19 protein-coding genes are annotated in these 18,437 nt (G+C 53.6%); 16 read left to right on the forward strand and 3 right to left on the reverse strand.

The features are described 5' to 3' along the window. The 8 genes from WKT20_RS15175 to WKT20_RS15210 form a co-directional block, all read left to right on the forward strand. Positions 1-901, forward strand: a 901-nt coding sequence (locus WKT20_RS15175) for a helix-turn-helix domain-containing protein (RefSeq protein ID WP_340417630.1), incomplete at its 5' end; no start/stop codon positions are given. A gap of 87 nt (positions 902-988) precedes the next feature. Further along, the gene (locus tag WKT20_RS15180; protein ID WP_445323289.1) at positions 989-3,397 is read left to right on the forward strand and encodes an ATP-binding response regulator; all 2,409 of its coding nucleotides are present in this window, start codon (positions 989-991) and stop codon (positions 3,395-3,397) included. After that, positions 3,385-4,695 carry a sigma-54-dependent transcriptional regulator gene (locus tag WKT20_RS15185; protein ID WP_340417632.1) on the forward strand — a complete coding sequence of 437 codons (1,311 nt, stop codon included), beginning with the start codon at positions 3,385-3,387 and terminating at the stop codon, positions 4,693-4,695. Before WKT20_RS15180 ends, WKT20_RS15185 begins: the two co-directional genes overlap by 13 nt. Positions 4,696-4,990: 295 nt before the next feature. Continuing rightward, positions 4,991-5,434 carry a dihydrofolate reductase family protein gene (locus tag WKT20_RS15190; protein ID WP_259321033.1) on the forward strand — a complete coding sequence of 148 codons (444 nt, stop codon included), beginning with the start codon at positions 4,991-4,993 and terminating at the stop codon, positions 5,432-5,434. A gap of 219 nt (positions 5,435-5,653) precedes the next feature. Next, on the forward strand, positions 5,654-6,271 hold the full coding sequence (locus WKT20_RS15195; protein WP_340417633.1) for an RteC domain-containing protein: 618 nt from the start codon (positions 5,654-5,656) through the stop codon (positions 6,269-6,271). Positions 6,272-6,350: 79 nt separating this feature from the next. Next, positions 6,351-6,509: a hypothetical protein gene (locus WKT20_RS15200; protein WP_164470529.1), complete on the forward strand. Its 159-nt coding sequence runs from the start codon at positions 6,351-6,353 to the stop codon at positions 6,507-6,509. A gap of 290 nt (positions 6,510-6,799) precedes the next feature. Continuing rightward, positions 6,800-8,032 carry an AAA family ATPase gene (locus tag WKT20_RS15205; RefSeq protein WP_340417634.1) on the forward strand — a complete coding sequence of 411 codons (1,233 nt, stop codon included), beginning with the start codon at positions 6,800-6,802 and terminating at the stop codon, positions 8,030-8,032. Then, positions 8,029-8,532 carry a hypothetical protein gene (locus tag WKT20_RS15210; protein ID WP_018709704.1) on the forward strand — a complete coding sequence of 168 codons (504 nt, stop codon included), beginning with the start codon at positions 8,029-8,031 and terminating at the stop codon, positions 8,530-8,532. Before WKT20_RS15205 ends, WKT20_RS15210 begins: the two co-directional genes overlap by 4 nt. A 406-nt stretch (positions 8,533-8,938) precedes the next feature. Here the strand turns inward: WKT20_RS15210 and mobC are convergent, their stop codons facing one another. From mobC to mobA, 3 genes are read right to left on the reverse strand one after another with little or no spacing between them, the layout of a single operon-like run. Next, positions 8,939-10,948 carry a conjugal transfer protein MobC gene (mobC, locus tag WKT20_RS15215; RefSeq protein WP_340417635.1) on the reverse strand — a complete coding sequence of 670 codons (2,010 nt, stop codon included), beginning with the start codon at positions 10,946-10,948 and terminating at the stop codon, positions 8,939-8,941. Between the two features lie 34 nt (positions 10,949-10,982). Then, positions 10,983-12,254 (reverse strand): conjugal transfer protein MobB, encoded by a 1,272-nt coding sequence (gene mobB / locus WKT20_RS15220; RefSeq protein ID WP_340417636.1) that lies wholly within the window; start codon positions 12,252-12,254, stop codon positions 10,983-10,985. Next, entirely contained in the window at positions 12,251-12,703 is a 453-nt protein-coding gene (mobA, locus tag WKT20_RS15225; RefSeq protein WP_340417637.1) for a conjugal transfer protein MobA, read from the reverse strand. Before mobA ends, mobB begins: the two co-directional genes overlap by 4 nt. A 404-nt stretch (positions 12,704-13,107) precedes the next feature. Between mobA and WKT20_RS15230 the strand changes: the two genes are divergently transcribed. The 8 genes from WKT20_RS15230 to WKT20_RS15265 all read left to right on the forward strand — a co-directional run. Further along, positions 13,108-13,314, forward strand: a complete 207-nt coding sequence (locus WKT20_RS15230) for a hypothetical protein (protein ID WP_340417638.1) — start codon at positions 13,108-13,110, stop codon at positions 13,312-13,314. Positions 13,315-13,442: 128 nt separating this feature from the next. After that, entirely contained in the window at positions 13,443-14,204 is a 762-nt protein-coding gene (locus WKT20_RS15235) for a ParA family protein (protein WP_340417639.1), read from the forward strand. Positions 14,205-14,208: 4 nt separating this feature from the next. Then, complete coding sequence (locus tag WKT20_RS15240) at positions 14,209-14,619, forward strand: DUF3408 domain-containing protein (protein WP_340417640.1); 411 nt, start codon at positions 14,209-14,211, stop codon at positions 14,617-14,619. A gap of 190 nt (positions 14,620-14,809) precedes the next feature. After that, entirely contained in the window at positions 14,810-15,205 is a 396-nt protein-coding gene (locus WKT20_RS15245; RefSeq protein ID WP_340417641.1) for a hypothetical protein, read from the forward strand. Continuing rightward, positions 15,183-15,539 (forward strand): hypothetical protein, encoded by a 357-nt coding sequence (locus WKT20_RS15250; RefSeq protein ID WP_340417642.1) that lies wholly within the window; start codon positions 15,183-15,185, stop codon positions 15,537-15,539. The genes WKT20_RS15245 and WKT20_RS15250 overlap by 23 nt, the downstream gene beginning before the upstream one ends. 177 nt (positions 15,540-15,716) lie before the next feature. Further along, entirely contained in the window at positions 15,717-16,028 is a 312-nt protein-coding gene (locus tag WKT20_RS15255; protein WP_018709713.1) for a DUF4134 domain-containing protein, read from the forward strand. A 37-nt stretch (positions 16,029-16,065) separates the two neighbouring features. After that, positions 16,066-16,425 (forward strand): DUF4133 domain-containing protein, encoded by a 360-nt coding sequence (locus WKT20_RS15260; RefSeq protein WP_340417643.1) that lies wholly within the window; start codon positions 16,066-16,068, stop codon positions 16,423-16,425. After that, on the forward strand, positions 16,422-18,437 hold a 2,016-nt coding region (locus WKT20_RS15265; protein WP_340417644.1), incomplete at its 3' end, for a TraG family conjugative transposon ATPase. The genes WKT20_RS15260 and WKT20_RS15265, both read left to right, overlap by 4 nt.

An 18,437-nucleotide genomic window follows, 5' to 3' on the forward strand; every position in this document is an offset into this window, starting at 1 on the left:
GGAAAACCATTATAAACCATTAAAACAGAGAAAGATGAAGCTGAGAATTACAGAGGCGGTGCTTGCGGAGGCATACAGGGCAAAAGTGTGCAGGGAACGGATGGAAGAACTGGCGGAGAGCATACGGAAGTCGGTGAAGAAACGGCACTCGCTGCCGAAGATGAGAATACGGCTGGCGGAGTACGGCAATGACACGGAGCTGATGCTGGCGGCAGTGAGCGCACTGCGGAAAGATAAGGAAGCACCGTCGGCAAGGGACAGGGATTTCAGGGCATGGATGCTCATGCTGTGCCGCTCACGCGAGTATGAAGTGATCTGCTACATGTGCAATGAACTGACGGATGCATGGGAACGGAAATACCGGACACGGGAAATGCTGGTGCTATGCGACGTGCTGCATACACTGAAAGGCCATGCACGTACGAACGAGATGACAAACAGGGTATGCGACTATTTCTTCAGGGAAAGACGCAACAAGCTGTATGGCAAGACTTTCCGCATAGAGGAAAAGGATATGGCATACGCCGAGAGCAGGCTGCCGGAACTGGACAAGGCGGTATTCCGCATGACAGTGAACCACTACGGCCACCGCACATTTGTGGCCGAGGAACTTGCCGGACTGTGCGGCATGGGCTATTCGCTGATGCGGCGCAAGTTCAAAACATACTACGGCACGGGGCCATCGGAGTGGCTGCGCCGGGAGCGGATAAGGCGCATAGAGGAGGATATGGAATACCGGGTGGAACTGCCGCTGAAGGAAGTAGCCGAGCGCAACGCCTTCGGCTCGGCAAGCAATTTTGCGGACTTCTGCCAGAAGCAGACCGGAATGAGTCCGTGCGAACTGAAAGCCATAGGATATGAGAAATGGGAGAAGCGCAGGATGGATTTCTGGAACCAATAAAAACGCGCACTGATTTTTATCAGAATCTGGAACATCCCTTCGGGAAGGTTCCACTAACTTACCGCCTAAAAAACAATCCGAAAATACATGAACAACAATACATTTTCAAGATGGAAGGAATCCCTCCACCTGAAAATCCTGTCGGGCTATCTCATACTGGGACTGCTCGTACTGGGCATCATCACGGCCGTATGGTACGAAAAGCAGGTATTTGAGCAGGCGGAGGCAGAGGAACGCAGCCTGCTCATGCAGCGTACCGCCGCCAGCGAAGCATACCGGGGACTGATCACACTGTTTCTGGACAATGACCGCGCGATGCTGTGGGACGACTCGGACATGGATACATACGACCGGCGGGAATCGCACACGATGGAGGTGATAGACCGGCTGAAAGGCTACTACGGAGAACCGGCGCAGACGGCAAGGATAGACACGGTAGTAAGGCTGCTGCACGAGAAACGCAGGCTGATCGAGCGGATGGTGGATATGCCGACTACGGTGTACCGCATGGACAGCCTGCTGGAACGCCACCTGCCCGGACTGGAGCAGACGGCATCGGTACGGACAACGACAGTGACGGAACGCACCGAACCGGAAGAGGAAAAGAAACGGGGCGGGCTGTTCGGCCTGTTCCGCAAGAAAAAGAAAGAAGAACCGGCACGCACGACCACACGGGTGAGCACGACGCCCAACACCCGGCACATTGCGGAGATGCGGCGGTTTGAGGAAGAGATGCGTACGGCACTGGCAGAGCAGGAACAGGCATTCTCCCATCTGTCGGACTCACTGAAAATACGCAACAGCATACTGAACCGGAACCTTTCGCGGCTGATACGGGAAATCGGACAGGACGAGACAAAACGCATGGAAGAAAGGCACATGCGGGTGGCGGAACTGAGAGAGACGGCATTCGCACTGATATGCGGCATATCGGCGGCAGGTGTCCTGTGTGCGGTGCTGCTGTATGCAGTAGTCCGGAGGGACATCCGCCGCCGCACCAGAGACAGGAAACAGCGGGAGGAACTGATAGAGAGCCTGCGCAGGTCGGTCCGGGAGAATGAAGAGCTGATAAAAAGCAGACAAAACATCATGCAGACGGTGACGCACGACCTGCGCTCACCGCTGACCGCCATACGCGGCAATGCGGAACTGATACTGAAGGACGGGAACCGGGAGACAACGGCGCTGCACGCGGAGCATATACGGCAGTCGGCAGAGCGTATGGGGTCACTGATGGAGAACCTGCTGGACTACTACCGCATAGACAACGGAAAGGAGACCGTCAGGGTGAAGCCGTTCAGACTGGCGGGAGTGGCGGAAACACTGGAAACGGAGTTTGCCGCACGGATGGAAGAGAAACGGCTGGAGTTCAGGGTGAACAACGCCGCTGACGAGGTGGTCATGGGCGACAGGAACCTGATACTGCGTATCGGCAGCAACCTGCTGTCGAACGCACTGAAGTTTACGGAACGCGGGGGCGTGACACTGACCGCCCTGTATGCCGGAGGGAAATTCACGCTTGCGGTAGAAGATACCGGAGGAGGAATAGACAAGGACAAACGGGAACAGATATTCAAGCCGTTCGAGCGGCTGAGCAATGCCGCCACGCAGGACGGCTTCGGGCTGGGACTGTCGATAGTGAAAAGCCTTGCGGAACTGATGGAGGGCAGCATATCGGTGGAGAACATACGGAACACGGGCAGCCGCTTCAGCGTGGTGCTGCCGCTGCCCCAGGCGGAGAAAGCCGGAGAGACAGGCCGCAAGGCAGCAGCGAAGCGGACAAGACTGGGCGGATGTTCGGTGTTGTCGCTGGACAACGACAGCATCATACTGGGGATGATACACGACATATTCGTGCAGAACGGGGTGCACTGCGACACCTGCACGAGTACGGGGGAAATGGCGGAGAAGCTGCGCGAGGGACACTATGACCTGCTGACCACGGACCTGAAGATGCAGGACGCAAGCGGCTATGAGGTGCTGGAACTGCTCCGCACGTCGGACATAGGCAACTCACGCACCATCCCCGTGATGGTGGTGACCGGCTCGAAAAGCATCACGAAAGAGGAACTGGCAGGCGCTGGCTTCGGCTCGGTGCTGTACAAGCCGTTCTCCATCGACGAACTGCTGGCAGCCGCGGAAGAATGTATCGGTGAGGACAGCACCCCACGCATAGACCTCGGCCCGCTGTTCGCATACGGCGACAAGCGGCAGAGGCTGGAATGTCTGGTCAGGGAAACGGAGAAGGAAATGGCCGCCATACGGGAGGAAGCGGAAAGGTGTGACAGGGACAGACTGGACTACTGGATACACCATATCCGCAGCTCGTGGATGCTGATACATGCCGAAGGGCCGCTGCAGGAGCTGTATGACGTGCTCCACGGAAACGGGACGGCAGAAGAAATCAGGAAGTATGCCGGAAAAGTAACCGGTCAGGGCGAAACCATCATCCGGCTCGCCCGAAAGGAAATGGAGAGAACGGTATGGGAAGAATAATAGTGATAGAAGACAATCCGGTATTCCGCGACCATGTCTGCGGAATGCTGGAGAAGGCAGGCTACGAGACCCGCACGGCATACGAGTGCGCCGGGGCACGGAGGCTGCTGGCAGAACTGGACGAAGAGGACATCATCCTGTCGGACCTGCGTCTGCCTGACGGGGAATGTACGGAAGTGCTGGAGCGGATGCGGGAAGCGGGTATCAGAAACCCGTTTGTCATCATGACCGACTATGCGCAGGTCGCATCGGCAGTCAGCTCCATGAGGCTGGGAGCCGAGGATTATATCCCCAAGACCCTGCTGCAGGAAAAGCTGCTTCCGAGGATAAGTGAGCTGGTACGCAAATCAGAAAGAAGGCATACCATGCCCATACTGGAACGCAGAAGTGCCGCATTCCGGACCATCGACCGGCGTATCTCACTGGTAGCCCCGACGGATATAGGGGTGCTGATACTTGGAGAGAACGGCACTGGCAAGGAACACGTAGCAGAAAAGATACATGCGCAGAGTACCCGGCAGAAAGGTCCGTTTGTCGCGATAGACTGCGGTATGCTGACACGGGAGCTGGCGGCATCCGAGCTGTTCGGATACGAGAAAGGCGCATTTACGGGAGCCATAACCGGAAAGAAGGGCTGCATGGCAGAGGCTGACGGCGGCACGCTGTTTCTGGATGAGGTGGGCAACCTGCCCGCTGAGGTACAACAGAAACTGCTGCGTGCGCTGCAGACCAAATGCTACCGTCCGACGGGCTGCACCCGCGAACGGAAAGCGGATGTGCGCATCGTGGCGGCGACCAACGAGAATCTGGAGAAGACAGTGGAGGAAGGATGTTTCCGGCGGGACCTGTATCACCGCCTGAAGGAATTTGTCATCAAGATACCGCCGCTGCGGGAGTGCCGGGAGGACATACTGCCCCTTGCGGAGTTTTTCCGGGAGCTTGCCAACGAGGAACTGGGACGGCATACGGAAGGATTCGACAAGGAGGCGGAAAAGGAACTCATGAGGCGGATGTGGGCAGGAAATGTGAGGGAACTGAAACAGACGGTGCGTTCCGCCGTCCTGCTGACGGAAGGAAGGCTGATAGGAGCCGACAGACTGGAAGTGGAAAGTACGGCACAGGCAGGCAGCTCCCTGCTGCTGAAAGACGGGAATGAGGAAAGGGAACGCATCGTGCGGGCACTGGCACAGGCGGACGGGAACCGCGAAGTGACTGCCGGACTGCTGGGTATCAGCCGCACGACCCTGTACAACAAGATGAAAGAATACGGTATCATGCAGAAAAAGAGCGAAAAATGAGAAAATTTCGACTGAAAATCCTATCTTTGCATGAACATAGGAGAAAAACGGTACGGAGAAACACGGTTTCCCGTACCGACTAAGATATAGTATAGAATAAGACCGCAAGGCGTTCTAATGGAAATCTGGTAAATTTCGACATCGGGAGCGATTGCGTGATGCTTATGCTATGCCTTGGCATAGCGTGCATTCGCGTATATTTCCCGATAGGCTTTACCAGAGCCTCCATTAGAGATAACGTGTATTGCACGCTATTTTTTATTTTACGGCTTCCGGTCGCAACAGAATGACCGCTATGGCAAAAGTCCGATTACTTGCCGTCCTGACGATGGACGGCTGTCCGGCAGAAACAACCGGTCTGTCCGGGCGATGGCTTGGTTCCGACCAGTACGGGATAGGTGCGCTGAAAGAGGCTGCCACCTGCGTCCTGACAGAAGACACGTCGCTTACACTCCTCTCCAACCGGACCGAACAGACCGACGACTCCCTGAACTATCTGATAGAAGCAACCGAAAAGACGGCAGGCATCATCAACGGCATGATACGGATGCGGCTTGTGGATGAAATCATCCTCTACATGGTTCCCGTCATTGCGGGAAACGGCAGCAGGCTGTTCCAGTCGTCGCTGCCCGAAAGCGAATGGACATGCACGGGAAGCAGACAATGGAAGGACGGAATGGTACGGATAGCCTACGGACGGAAAACACCCCGCCAACGGGTGGTGACGTTCGGAAAATGAACGCCCGGTACGTTCAAAAAGTGAACGTACGTTCAGATTCTGAACAAAAAATGAGGCGTTGGGAAAAGCTCCAAAAAATATTTTCAGCAAATATTTCGCTGAATATCAGTGTGATATATCCATACTTAAAGAAAAACACTCCCGCAGGACCGCTATTTGTCCCATAGTTTTATGTGCGCACACTTCAAACCAAGTGTAATAACATAAAACTGAAAGAGAATGGAACACCTCATATTGACAGAAACAGACTTCTTCCGACTGATAGGCAACCCCGGCTCTACCGGATTGGGAACCGCATACAACGAGTTCACGACCACAGTAGTGTCCCTGTGCAAGGAAAGGGAAAGTGTCTGCCGGACAGTTTTCGCACTGAGCTATGCGGAAACGGAACTGCAATACCACGATGCCATGCAGGAGACGGACTCCAGCCGCAGCATATATGTGAGAAAGGCCCTGTCGTTCGTGCGCAAGATGCTGAAATATTACCAGGTACGGCTGCATCGAGGCGGAGCCTTTGACGGAGGCGAAAAGACAAACCAAAGGCAGGACGAAGCCGCAGCGATGCAGTGGACGGGAAGCACGGCCGAGCTGGTGGAACTGATTTACGGTCTGGACGAAATGAAGCTCATCAACGGAGGGGAAACGGGCATCAAGGAGCTGCTGGCGAGATTCTGCCGCATGTTCGGTGTGGAGATAAAGGAGAACCAGTGCTACAACACCTATGCGGACATCAAGCGGCGGAAGAACGAGAGCCGGACGTATTTCTTTGACAGAGCGGCGGAACGGCTGAACCGCAGGATGATGCGGGACGAGGAGGCGGAACGGAAGAGGCGGTGAAAAAAGAAAAATCTGCCTTTACCGTAATTATCCACAAGAAAAGAATACCTTTGCAGAAACAATTATAATACAATATATTATGGCATTAGAAATCAAAGCAATTCCTACGCTGAAAGGGAAAGAAGCCGAACGTTTCGTGAAGGAAGCGGACAAGGCTTACCAAAAGAAGGAGAAAACAGATTTCAGCAAGCAGGTGAAAATAGCCCGTGCCATATTGAAAAAAGCCAATATGTTGTAAGTATGGGATTCCTGTTAGATAAATGCAGTTTCTTTCCATAAGATGAGAAAGCTATTGCAGATTGCAGTTTTTTTCATGCAGAAATGCAGATCTGAAGGAGTTCTTTCAGCATGATGTTCCACTTTACAACTATATTAGAAATACGGGATTTCAAAGTTTCAACTATATGTAGAAAAACATTTTCAGTAAAATTGGAAAGGTATTTATGTTAGTGGAAAATGATGTATATCAGCGATTAGGTCATCTCATTTAGAAATACTATCTTTGCGACAAGTCTATACAATAAATATATGAGTAGAATAAAAATTAAAAATTTCGGTCCGATAAAAGAGCCAAAGTCCGTAAAGGACGAATGGATAGATATAAAAAAAGTAACTGTATTTACCGGCAATCAAGGTAGCGGTAAAAGTACAGTTGCCAAATTAATTTCCACCTTTACATGGATGGAGAAGGTTTTAACACGAGGTGATTTCAAAGAAAAAGAATTTACTACCACCAAGTTTAAGAATAAATATTGTGGCTACCATCGTATTTCAAATTACTTTATAAAGGAACGTACTGAGATTATCTATGAAGGAAATGCATACAAATTTACTTACACTAAACAAGGTGAATTTATCATTGAAAAAAGAACAGATACATTTAACAGATATGTACTTCCACAAATTATGTATGTACCAGCTGAGAGAAATTTCATCAGTATGGTTAATAGACCTAATTTGATTAAAGACTTGCCAGATGCTTTACTGGTCTTCTTAACGGAATACAACAATGCCAAGCAACGTATTAAAGGAGGTCTTGAACTTCCTATAAATAATGCACAACTTGAATACAACAAACAAAATGATATAGTATCTGTAAAAGGAGAAGGTTACAAAGTTAAGCTCATGGAGGCATCCAGTGGGTTCCAATCAATCGTACCGCTGTATTTGGTTTCCTTGCATTTATCAGAGTCTGTAAAAAGTCAGGCAAATAATGCTCAAAAAATGAGTAGCGATGAAGCGAAACGGTTTGAAGCAGAAGTTGCTAATATATGGAATATGCCAAACTTGACAGACGAACAACGAAGAATAGCCCTTTCAGCTGTATCAGCCAGATTCAACAAATCAGCATTCATAAATATAGTAGAAGAACCTGAGCAAAATCTTTATCCGGAGTCTCAATGGATGATTATGAAACACCTGTTAGCATTTAACAATTCATTGGATGCCAACATGTTGATTGTTACTACACATAGTCCATATCTTATTAACGGTTTGACTATCGCTATCAAAGCAGGGCTACTATTGAAAGATCATTCGCTATCAGACGAAATACGGGAAAAGATAGATTCTGTTTTCCCTATTAAGTCAGCTATACAGCCTGATGAAATAGCTATTTATGAATTCAATGAGGTGGAAGGAACAGTAGAAATATTAGATACATATAATGGACTTCCTTCAGATGATAATTTTCTCAACAATATGTTGGAAAGGACTAACGAAGATTTTGCTAATTTATTGGAAATACAACAGGAGTTATGATAAATTTTTTCCCTAAAGAACATATTACTTCATCGAGTAAACGTAAATTTGGTATATGCGACCGTCCGGCTCCTGCTGCTGAAAAGGCTTATATTGCTGAGAAGCAGGGGCAGGACTGGATTGCGGCTGTAGATAATTATCCTCAAATAAAAGTAAATTTCGTACCAGTTGACCATTGTATTGAATTGCGCAGAGCGGATGGAAATATGGACAATCGCTGTGACGGCTTTCTGTTTTATAAAGATACAATCATATTTGTGGAATTGAAACAGAGGAAGCTCAAGGGTAGTCAATGGATAAAGGATGGCGAGCAGCAATTACGATCTACAATTGGTTATTTTGAGCAACAGAAGGAGGCACAGAATTTTTCCATAAAGAAAGCCTACATAGCCAATAGCGAGAAGCCATATTTTCGAACAGGGCAAGCCGCACGTATGGATCGTTTCTTTTCAGATACGAATTATATCTTACGAATAGAAAACAGAATACCAATAGAATAATCGGTAGATCTTGCAATGATTTTGTCAAAACATAGAAATTAGATGCAGAAATTACCGCTTCTATTTATATTGTTAGTAATATCACGGTTTGCAGTACTGTAAGGATTTAGAAACTAAAGTACATGAAAAAAATCATAACTCAATAAAAGTGTTGTAATCTTTCATTATAGTTTTGGCATGACGGAGAATATTCAATTCTAAAATATTTATTGGGGAGTTTGAAGTTGATTGCTTATGTGATATATACAAGAAAAAGAAAATAAGTCTCTCAGACAATGAAAGGCAGCATACTTGGGGGGCGTTCTTTATTTATAACGGGAACAGACAAAAAAGGAAAATCCGTAACACGACAGGGAAAGGCTGTACGTGCTACGGATTTTCTCTTTTCATCTGACCGTATATCCGGTTATCTGCCGCTGAGGAGGTATTGCAGTTCGGGGTCGGACTGTATGCGCTGCAACTCGTCGGCAACAATCTGCCGGACCTCGGCGCGGATACGGTTGTAGTTATCCTGGATCATCTCCTTCATGCGGTCGTTGCCGCCGGCATCGGTAAAGTCGGTGATGACGGGTATAGGCCGGTAAGCCTGTTCCTCACGCTTCACTTTCTCGGCATCGACCACAATCTCGCAATGGAAAATCTTCTGCTCGATACGCTCGCTGAAGTTGTCGGCGACCGCCCCGACGAACATGCCCTGCGTGAGTGTGGAAATCTTGCTCGCCGGGATAAGGCTCTCCATCTGCGTGTTAATGGAGGTGGACTTGTCCTCGCGGTTAATGGTGATGCTCTGCCGCCTCTGGAGAATCTTGCCGAAACGCTCGGAAAGGGTCTTGGCGGTCTCGCCCACGACCTGACCGGAAAAGATGTTGCCGACGGTGTTCATGACCACGGCGGCCTCCTTGTCGCCGTAGTCACGCTTGAGCTGGGAAAAGTCCTGAAAACCCAGCAGGGTGGAAACCTTGTTGCTCCGGGCGGTGGCAATCAGGTTGTCCAGTCCCTTGAAGTAAATCGTGGGCAGCTCGTCGATGATAATGGAGGATTTGAGCCTGCCCTTCTTGTTCACGAGCTTTACGATGCGCGAGTTGTACAGCCCCAACGCCGCCCCGTAGATATTCTGGCGGTCGGGATTGTTGCCGACACAGAGAATCTTCGGCTCGTCGGGATTGTTGATGTCGAGCGTGAACTCACTGTCGGACATGACCCAGTAGAGCTGCGGGGAAATCATGCGCGAGAGCGGAATCTTTGCCGAGGCTATCTGACCGGCGAGCTGTTCCATCGCCCCGCCCTGCCAGGCGTCCATGAACGGGGAAAGGTAGTTCTCCAGTTCGGGATAGCTGGTGAGAATCGGGAACAGGTCCTCGTAACGGCGGTTGAGCAGCTCGATGGCATGGGGAAAGGTGCAGTATTTCCCGTCCTGATAGATACGGAGGAACCATATCACGGCGGCGAACAGGATAATCGGAGACTCGACAAAGAAGTCGCCCTGCTTCTGCACCCAGGTCTTGTTCAAATTGAGCATTATCGTGTAGGCACTCTCGTAGGCATCGGTGATGTCCTCCATGAAATCCGGATGGATGGGATTGCAGCGGTGCGAGCGCCGCGGGTCGTCGAAGTTGATGACGTAGAACTTCGGCCTGACCCTATATGCGTCCATGTGGTTCAGCAGGTGGTTGTAGGCAATGGTGGAAAGGTCGCTGAACTTGAAGTCGTAGATGTACATCGCAAAGCCCTTCTCAATCTGCTGTTTGATAAAGCTGTTCACCACGGCATAGGACTTTCCGCTGCCCGGCGTACCCAGTACGATGGTGGCACGGAAGGGGTTTACCACATTGATATAGCCATTGTTCCATTTCTTCCTGTAGTAGAAACGTGTGGGCAGATTGACGGAATATCCGTTCTCCATGAGGCGGGTTTCCTGCATGAAACTCTCGTTCTCGACATTGAACACGTCTTCCATGAGGTTGGTACGCAAAAGACGGCTCATCCATGTGCCCGCCATGAGCAGGCAGACATAGCCCGCCGCCATCGAAGCGGTGTAGAAACCGGCGACCGCCTCCACCGGGAGCGGCAGGGACAATATCCACCAGTTCAGAAAGAACAGCAGAAGCCCGGCGGCAAGCACCGCCCAAATCCTGTGCCAAGTGATTTTCTGCTCCTTGACACCCTTCGTGCCGAGGCACGAGAGCGCGAGCAGCAGAAGGGCAAAGAGTTTCGTGTAGAGAATGTGATGGAACAGCCCGGCGGTGCGGTTGAAGTTCATCAGCACCCTGTCCACGACACCGATTTCGATGCCCCACAGCCTTACGGCTTCATAACAATACCAGTAGAGGTGGATGACCACCAGAATAATGCTCACGGCACGGAGAAAGTCCATGATTTTCGCCAGTGCCCTCAAATCGTCTTCCTGTTGTGACATAATCTGTTTCTGTTTTTAAGTGTGAATGACTGAATTATAATCCCTGTCCCTTGCGGCGTTTTTTCCGCCTGCGCTTGAGGTCGCGCTCGAAGGCGGCTTCCTCCGCCTGTGCGCCCGAAGTGTCGCCACCGAGCAAGCCCAAGCCGGAGGAATCCCCCTCGTCGCGTTCCACGACGGGACGGTCTTCGGGCTGCTGCACGTCCACCGCAACAGTGAAAGGCATGGGCGGAGTACCGGCATACGGCAGGGTGAAATGCTCCTGCAAGGCGTTGGCGGAAAACTCCTTGCCCAAACGCGAGCCGTTGAGAACACAGCCCGTGCGGTGGTCGATGAAGGTCGCCCCGTAGATGCGCCCCTCGTCGGTGTAGCGGAACACCACATCCACACCTTTCGCTTTGAGCAGGGCGAGAAACTCCTCGCGGCGGTATGTCCGGGCAAGGGCGGCGGCGACGGTACGGCGGGTCGTCTCCGCCAGACGCTTGTCGCGGATCTGCCCTTTGGAAAATTCAAACCTGCGCTGCACGGCTTCGTAGCCGACGGACTTGCCGATACGGGAGGCCTTGAAAGGATTGCCCACCTTGTTCTCGGCACCGTTGGTGGCGGATGAGTTGTCGGGCGATAGCGGAAAATAGACCAGCCCGTGGTACTCGCGCCCGTCCACCATGCCGTGGGCTTCCTCCACCGTGACGTTGTAGAGCGAGAGCAGAGCGCGGTATTCGCCCATTGTCCGGAACTTGTAGGTTGCCATGACCGCCTTTACGACATTCGAGACCTGCCGCTTCACGTCGCCCTGCGATACGTCCACCCGGCGGAGCGGGTTGTCGGTACGGAGCTGGCAGCGGTCAGCCGGGTGCAGCCCGTACTTCTTTTCCAGCTCGGAGGTGATGCGCTTGCTGCGGCGGTGGATGAAGTCACGGTTGAGCCGCCTGCCCCGTTCGTCCACATTGACGGAAACGATGTGCAGGTGGTGGCGGCTGATGTCCTCGTGCTTGAACACGAGATAAGGCTGGTTGCCGTAGCCCAGCCTGTCGAGATACTCGCGTGCGAGCTGTTCCAGCTCCACGTCGGTCAGGCGGTCGTCGGGGTGCGGATTGAGGGAAATATGGATGACCTTATTCCGAGTGCGTACCTGCTCAGGCATGAAGCGCTTGAAGTCCTGCTCGGCACGGGCTATGTCCACATGTCCGCTGCCGTCGTCGAAAATCCGGTTTACGGCAAGGAGCCTGCCTTCGCCTTCGTTCACCTTCTGCCCGTTGTAGGCAAGCGCACCGTACAGTGACGTGCCTACGGTAATTTTCGCTATCATGACTTTTCCTCCTTTTCCGACAGCTTCTGCCGGAACTCACGTGACAGCTCCATGACCTGCTGCGTCAGGGCGGCCAGCTCCCCGGTACACTTCTCCAGACGGTAGAGCAATGCCATCGCCTTCTTCTCCGAAAAATGACAGCGCAGCTCCCTGACCACCTGGTTGTAGTTGTTGCCTACCATGCGGTACTGCGCATGGAAAGCGGAGAGCTTCGTGCAGTAATCCAGCAGCGTCCTGTCCGTGACCAGTACCCGGAAGGGCTGCCTGAAAAAGTGTGCCTTGAGAAACACCGCCCTTGCATATACGCCGGACTTCTCGTGCATGGAGAGGAACTTCAGCCATTCCTCATTGTCGAAACGCACCATCACGCAGTGCGACTTGAGGCTTTCCTTGGGATGCCGCCCCCATTTGGAGCCTTCCGCTCCGTTTCCTTTACCATTTCTGTTCATCTTACATAAGGATTTAGTGGTTTGTATAAAAATGTGCCGGACGGCAGCATCCGCAGACACGGCGCAGCCGGGAGACAGGCTTCCCGACTCCGGAGAGGAAGCCCCTCCCCGCATGGGGCAAGGTCGTTTCCGGGAGTAACCGGAAACCCTTTGAGTTACTCAAAGGACACCTTGCTATTAGCGGTTGCTAATAAGAATCCGTCCGCGACGGATTGGAAAGCCAACCTGCCATCACCCACGGGACAGGGTACCGGCCAACCGGTACCCCGGAGCTGCCCAAAAGAGAAAACGGAAGCCCGGCATACACCTGAGGCGTCAGTCTGCCGTCGTGGGTGCAAAGTTAGGGTGCGGGACAGAGCCGCGGAACCGCCGGAAAAAGCCACAGACTTCCACATCGGCGCCAAATGCTGCCACGAGGACCCGAAGTGATACAGATACGGGAAAATGCCCCTTCCTTTGCGGACAGGAAAACCGGCAGGCCCACCAGCTGGCACGCCGCATTGTCCGCCACACTGCCAGTATGCCTGCCTGCCGGCACGCAGGCATACCGGCGGGAACACGGACAGGCAGACCGGGGAACCGGCACGCCGGCAATGGTACACACAGGCTGACGGGCATGGAGACAGCCCGGCGTGCGCAAGGGCCGGCATCCCTGCCGCCAAGCGGACACGCCAGTGCGGACGCAGGGACGCCTGCCGGGAAAACAAACTGAAGTATAACGAACAAAAGACAAGGAAGCATGAAGAAAGAACCCCTGTTCATCGCCTTCTCCACCCAGAAGGGAGGAGCCGGCAAAACGACACTCACCGTGCTGATGGCGAGTTACCTGTATTATGTGAAGGGATACGACGTGGCAGTCGTGGACTGCGACTATCCCCAGTTCAGCCTGAAGGACATGCGCGAACGTGACCTGAAGAACATCGAACGCAACCCGCACCTGCGCAGGGCTGCCTACGAGCAGTTCAAACGCCTGGGCAAACGTGCGTACCCGATAGTCGGGAGCCATCCGGACCATGCGGTGGAAGCGGCAAGGCCGTTTGTGGAATCGGAGACACCGCCCGACTTTGTATTCTTCGACCTGACGGGTACGGTAAACAACATGGGACTGATAAAGACGGTGGCGACGATGGACTATATATTCTGTCCCATAGCCGCCGACCGCTTTATCATGGAAAGCTCGCTGAAATATGCGGGCATACTGAACGACACGCTGGTGACGACGGGAAAGTCGAACATAAAGGGCATCCGCCTGCTGTGGAACATGGTGGACCGGCGCGAGAAGACCGACCTGTACGACATCTACGAGAAGGTAATCGCCGGAATGGGGCTTGAGGTGCTGAAGACGAGCCTGCCGGACAGCAAGCGTTTCCGCAAGGAAGGTGCCGAGGAAGGCGACCGCCCGCTGTTCCGCTCGACGCTGCTGCCTCCGGACAGGACACTGGCAAAGGGCAGCGGCATAGACGCGCTGGCGGAAGAGATACTGGAAATAGTAAACCGCTGAACGGATGGCAAAGAAACTCGATGTCGATATTGATCCCGGCAAGTTTCTGGACTCGTTCCGTCCGGAGATGCCCGCGTCCGCCCCCGAGGTGGAGGACAAGGCAGAAGCAAATGCAGGCGGAAAACCCGCAGCAGAGAGGACAAAGGCTCCACAGAAGACCCCAAGGACCGGAAAGGGAAAGGAAGAGGAATATCTGGAACGCTTCCTGAACGCCCCGAAAATCCCGGTATGCTCCGGCAAGACAGCCTATATACGCAAGAGCTACCACGAGCGGATACAGCGCATCGTGCAGGTTATCGGCAAGAACGGGCTTACCCTGTCGGTCTATGTGGACCGCGTACTGGAAGAGCACTTCCGCGAGTATGAGGAAGTGATACGCAAGCTCTACAAAAAGAGCTATGAGGACATTTGCTGATTATTCATCCAAAAAGAAAGGAAAAGACAATGGGAAGATTTTTCAAGACAGACAGGAAAAAGGAGACACACGGCAGGCTCACGCTCCCCGTGCGTGCCCTGGCCGGTGACGGCAGCGCCACAGGCGGACAGAGAGGGAACATACCGGAAGAACACCCGCAGACATCCGGGGACGGGACCGCCTCCCTGATGTGCCGGGAGAAACCGCAACCGCTTTAGCCTATGGCGACGCTGCTGATAGTGCTGCTGATGGCCTTCAACATGTGGATGGTCATCTACCTGACATGGGAACGCAGGACGGGAGACACAACCCGAGAGAAGAACGGAAAGGACGGCGGGAACAGGACGGCGGCTTCCGAGATCGTGGGCAGAAGCCGCTTCAGAATGCCGGAAACGAAGCCACAGACTGCCACACCAGCGCCAAATGCCGCCACGGAAATACGAAGCGAAGAGGTGGACGAGAAGGACGTTACCTTTGCCGACGAAGCACAGGAGGACGGCACGGACGCACACCGCCGCCGGATACCGGACGAGGAGCTGGACGAGGTGTTTACGGACAGACGGGTGTCGGACATAGCCGGATATGACGGGGACGAAGAGCCGGATGCGGAACCGGATACTGCCGAAGGGTTCACGTTTGAGGACATCGACCTCGCCGTACGCACGGCGAAGAAAGCGGACGCCACGGGAGATGAACGGCGCCATGCAGGAATGGTATTCTGCGAAATGAAGGGTAACGAACTGTTTGCCCTGATAGAACGCAGCTCGGAGGCGACACGCAGGAGACTGGACGAACTGATGGACTACTATCTGGACTCGATACCTGCCCCACCTGCCGCATCAACGGCAAGTGCCACACTGAGAAGGCCGCCTGCCATGCCGGAGAGATTCGAGGATTTCAACATCCGCGACTATGTATAACGAATAAAAGATGCAACGAAGATGCGAAAAAAGAAAATTGACTACGGCTGAAATCCCGGCCAGCCACCGGACCACTAAATCCAGAAGCCGGCTTTATCCGAAGCCGCAAAAATTAAAGAAAAGTATCAACCGCCGAAGGGAATATCCCGCCCGGAGGCATAAAAACAAGAAAAGATTATGACAGAAACATCGAAGAAAAAACAAATCATTCTGGCAGTCCTTCTGACGGCTGCAAACATTTCCGCCTTTGCACAGGGCAACGGCATGGCGGGCATCACGGAGGCAACCAATCTTGTGACCTCGTATTTCGACCCGGCGACAAAGCTCATCTATGCCATCGGCGCGGTAGTGGGACTCATAGGAGGCATCAAGGTCTATGGCAAGTTCTCGTCCGGTGATCCGGACACGAGCAAGACCGCCGCAAGCTGGTTCGGAGCCTGTATCTTCCTGATAGTGAGTGCGACCATTTTACGCTCGTTCTTTCTCTAAACAGGCGTTTTCCATATATAATTAAGATAAAAGGACAATGGCTGACGAATTGTTGAGCGCTAAGCGCGAAAAATACCCGGTAAACAAGGGCATCGGTAGTCCGGTGGAGTTCAAGGGGCTGAAGGCGCAGTACCTGTTCGTGTTTGCGGGCGGGCTGCTTGCCGCCTTCCTCCTGTTTGTCATCCTGTACATGGCAGGCGTGAGCCAGTGGGTCTGCATCGGCCTGGGAGTCACGGCGGCTTCCGCCGTGGTATGGATCACGTTCCGGCTGAACGCGAAGTACGGCCAGCACGGACTGATGAAGCTGGGCGCTGCACGGATGCGCCCGCGCTACCTGCTCCACCGCAGACGGGTGTCCCATCTGTTGAGACGAAAAAGGAAAGGAAGGAAAGAATGAGAAACGTAATGAAAGCCACCACACTGGAGAGCCGGTTCCCGCTGCTGGCGGTGGAACACGGGTGCATCATCTCGAAGGATGCAGACATCACCGCAGCCTTCGAGGTGGAGCTGCCGGAGGTCTATACCGTAACGGCGGAAGAATACGAGAGTATCCATGCCACGTGGTGCAAGGCAATCAAGGTACTGCCCGACTATTCGGTACTGCACAAGCAGGACTGGTATATGAAGGAGCTGTACCGCCCCGACTGGGAGAAGGAAGGTACGGGCTTCCTGGCACGGAGCAACGGGATGCACTTCAACGAGCGCCCGTATCTGAGCCACAGGAGCTATCTGTTCCTGACCAAGACGACGAAGGAACGCATGAGGCGGCAGAGCAACTGGAGCACGCTATGCCGCGGACATATCATCCCGAAGGAGATACAGGACAGGGAGACGGCGCTGAAGTTCATGGAGGCGGTGGAACAGTTCGCCCGCATCCTGAACGATTCGGGACACGTCCGCCTGCGCCGCCTGAGGGACGATGAGATTACGGGAACGGAAAAGGAAACGGGTATCATAGGCAGATACCTGGCACTGACAACGGAGGATACGGCGTGTCTGGAAGACATCGCCATGAGCGCGGAGGAGATGCGCATCGGCGACAAGCGCCTGTGCCTGCACACGCTGTCGGACACGGAAGACCTGCCGGCTGCGGTAGCCACGGACAGCCGTTACGAACGGCTCTCGACCGACCGCTCGGACTGCCGCCTGTCGTTTGCCGCCCCGCTGGGACTGCTGCTGCCCTGCAACCATATCTACAACCAGTACGTGTTTGTCGGCAACAGCGACGAGGAGCTGCGCCGCTTCGAGAAGTCGGCAAGGAACATGCAGTCGCTCTCGCGCTACAGCCGCCAGAACGCCATCAACTGCGAGTGGATAGAGGAATATCTGAACGAAGCCCACTCACAGGGGCTGAAGTCCGTCCGCGCCCACTTCAACGTGATGGCGTGGAGCGACGACACGGAGGAGCTGAAACGGATAAGGAACGACGTGGGGAGCCAGCTGGCCTCGATGGGATGCGTGCCCCGCCACAACACGACGGACTGCCCGACGCTGTTCTGGGCGGGCATACCGGGCAATGCGGCGGACTTTCCGGCAGAGGAATCGTTCCACACGTTTGTCGAGCAGGCGGTATGCCTGTTCGCCGGAGAGACCAACTACCGGGACTCGCCCTCGGCTTTCGGCATCCGCATGGCAGACCGTATCTGCGGCAAGCCGCTGCATATCGACATATCCGACCTGCCGATGAAGCGCGGCATCACCACGAACCGCAACAAGTTCGTGCTGGGACCGAGCGGAAGCGGCAAGTCGTTCTTCATGAACCACTTGGTCAGACAGTATTACGAGCAGGGCACGCACGTGGTACTGGTGGACACGGGAAACTCCTATCAGGGACTGTGCGAGATGATACACCGCCGCACGCACGGAAAGGACGGCATCTACTTCACCTATACGGAGGAGAAGCCCATCTCGTTCAACCCGTTCTACACGGATGACGGGGTGTTCGACGTGGAAAAGAAGGACAGCATCAAGACGCTGCTGCTGACGCTGTGGAAAAGCGAGAACGAACCCGCCACGAAAACGGAATCGGCGGAGCTGGGAAGCGCGGTGGACGCCTATATCCAGCTGCTCGGTCAGGACAAGGGCATCGTGCCGTCGTTCGACTCGTTCTACGAATACATGCGGGACGTGTACCGCAAGGAAATGGAGGAACGCTACATCAAGGTGGAGAAGTCGGACTTCAACATAGACAATTTCCTGACCACCCTGAGGCAGTACTACCGGGGCGGACGCTACGACTTCCTGCTCAACTCGGCGGAGAACATCGACCTGCTGCACAAACGGTTCGTGGTCTTCGAGATTGACTCGATAAAGGACAATGCCGAGCTGTTTCCGGTGGTGACCATCATCATCATGGAGGCGTTCATCAACAAGATGCGCCGGTTGAAAGGCGTAAGGAAACAGCTGATT

It is taken from the genome of Phocaeicola sp. ICN-14070 (genome assembly GCF_037892625.1).
Lineage (GTDB): Bacteria > Bacteroidota > Bacteroidia > Bacteroidales > Bacteroidaceae > Phocaeicola > Phocaeicola plebeius.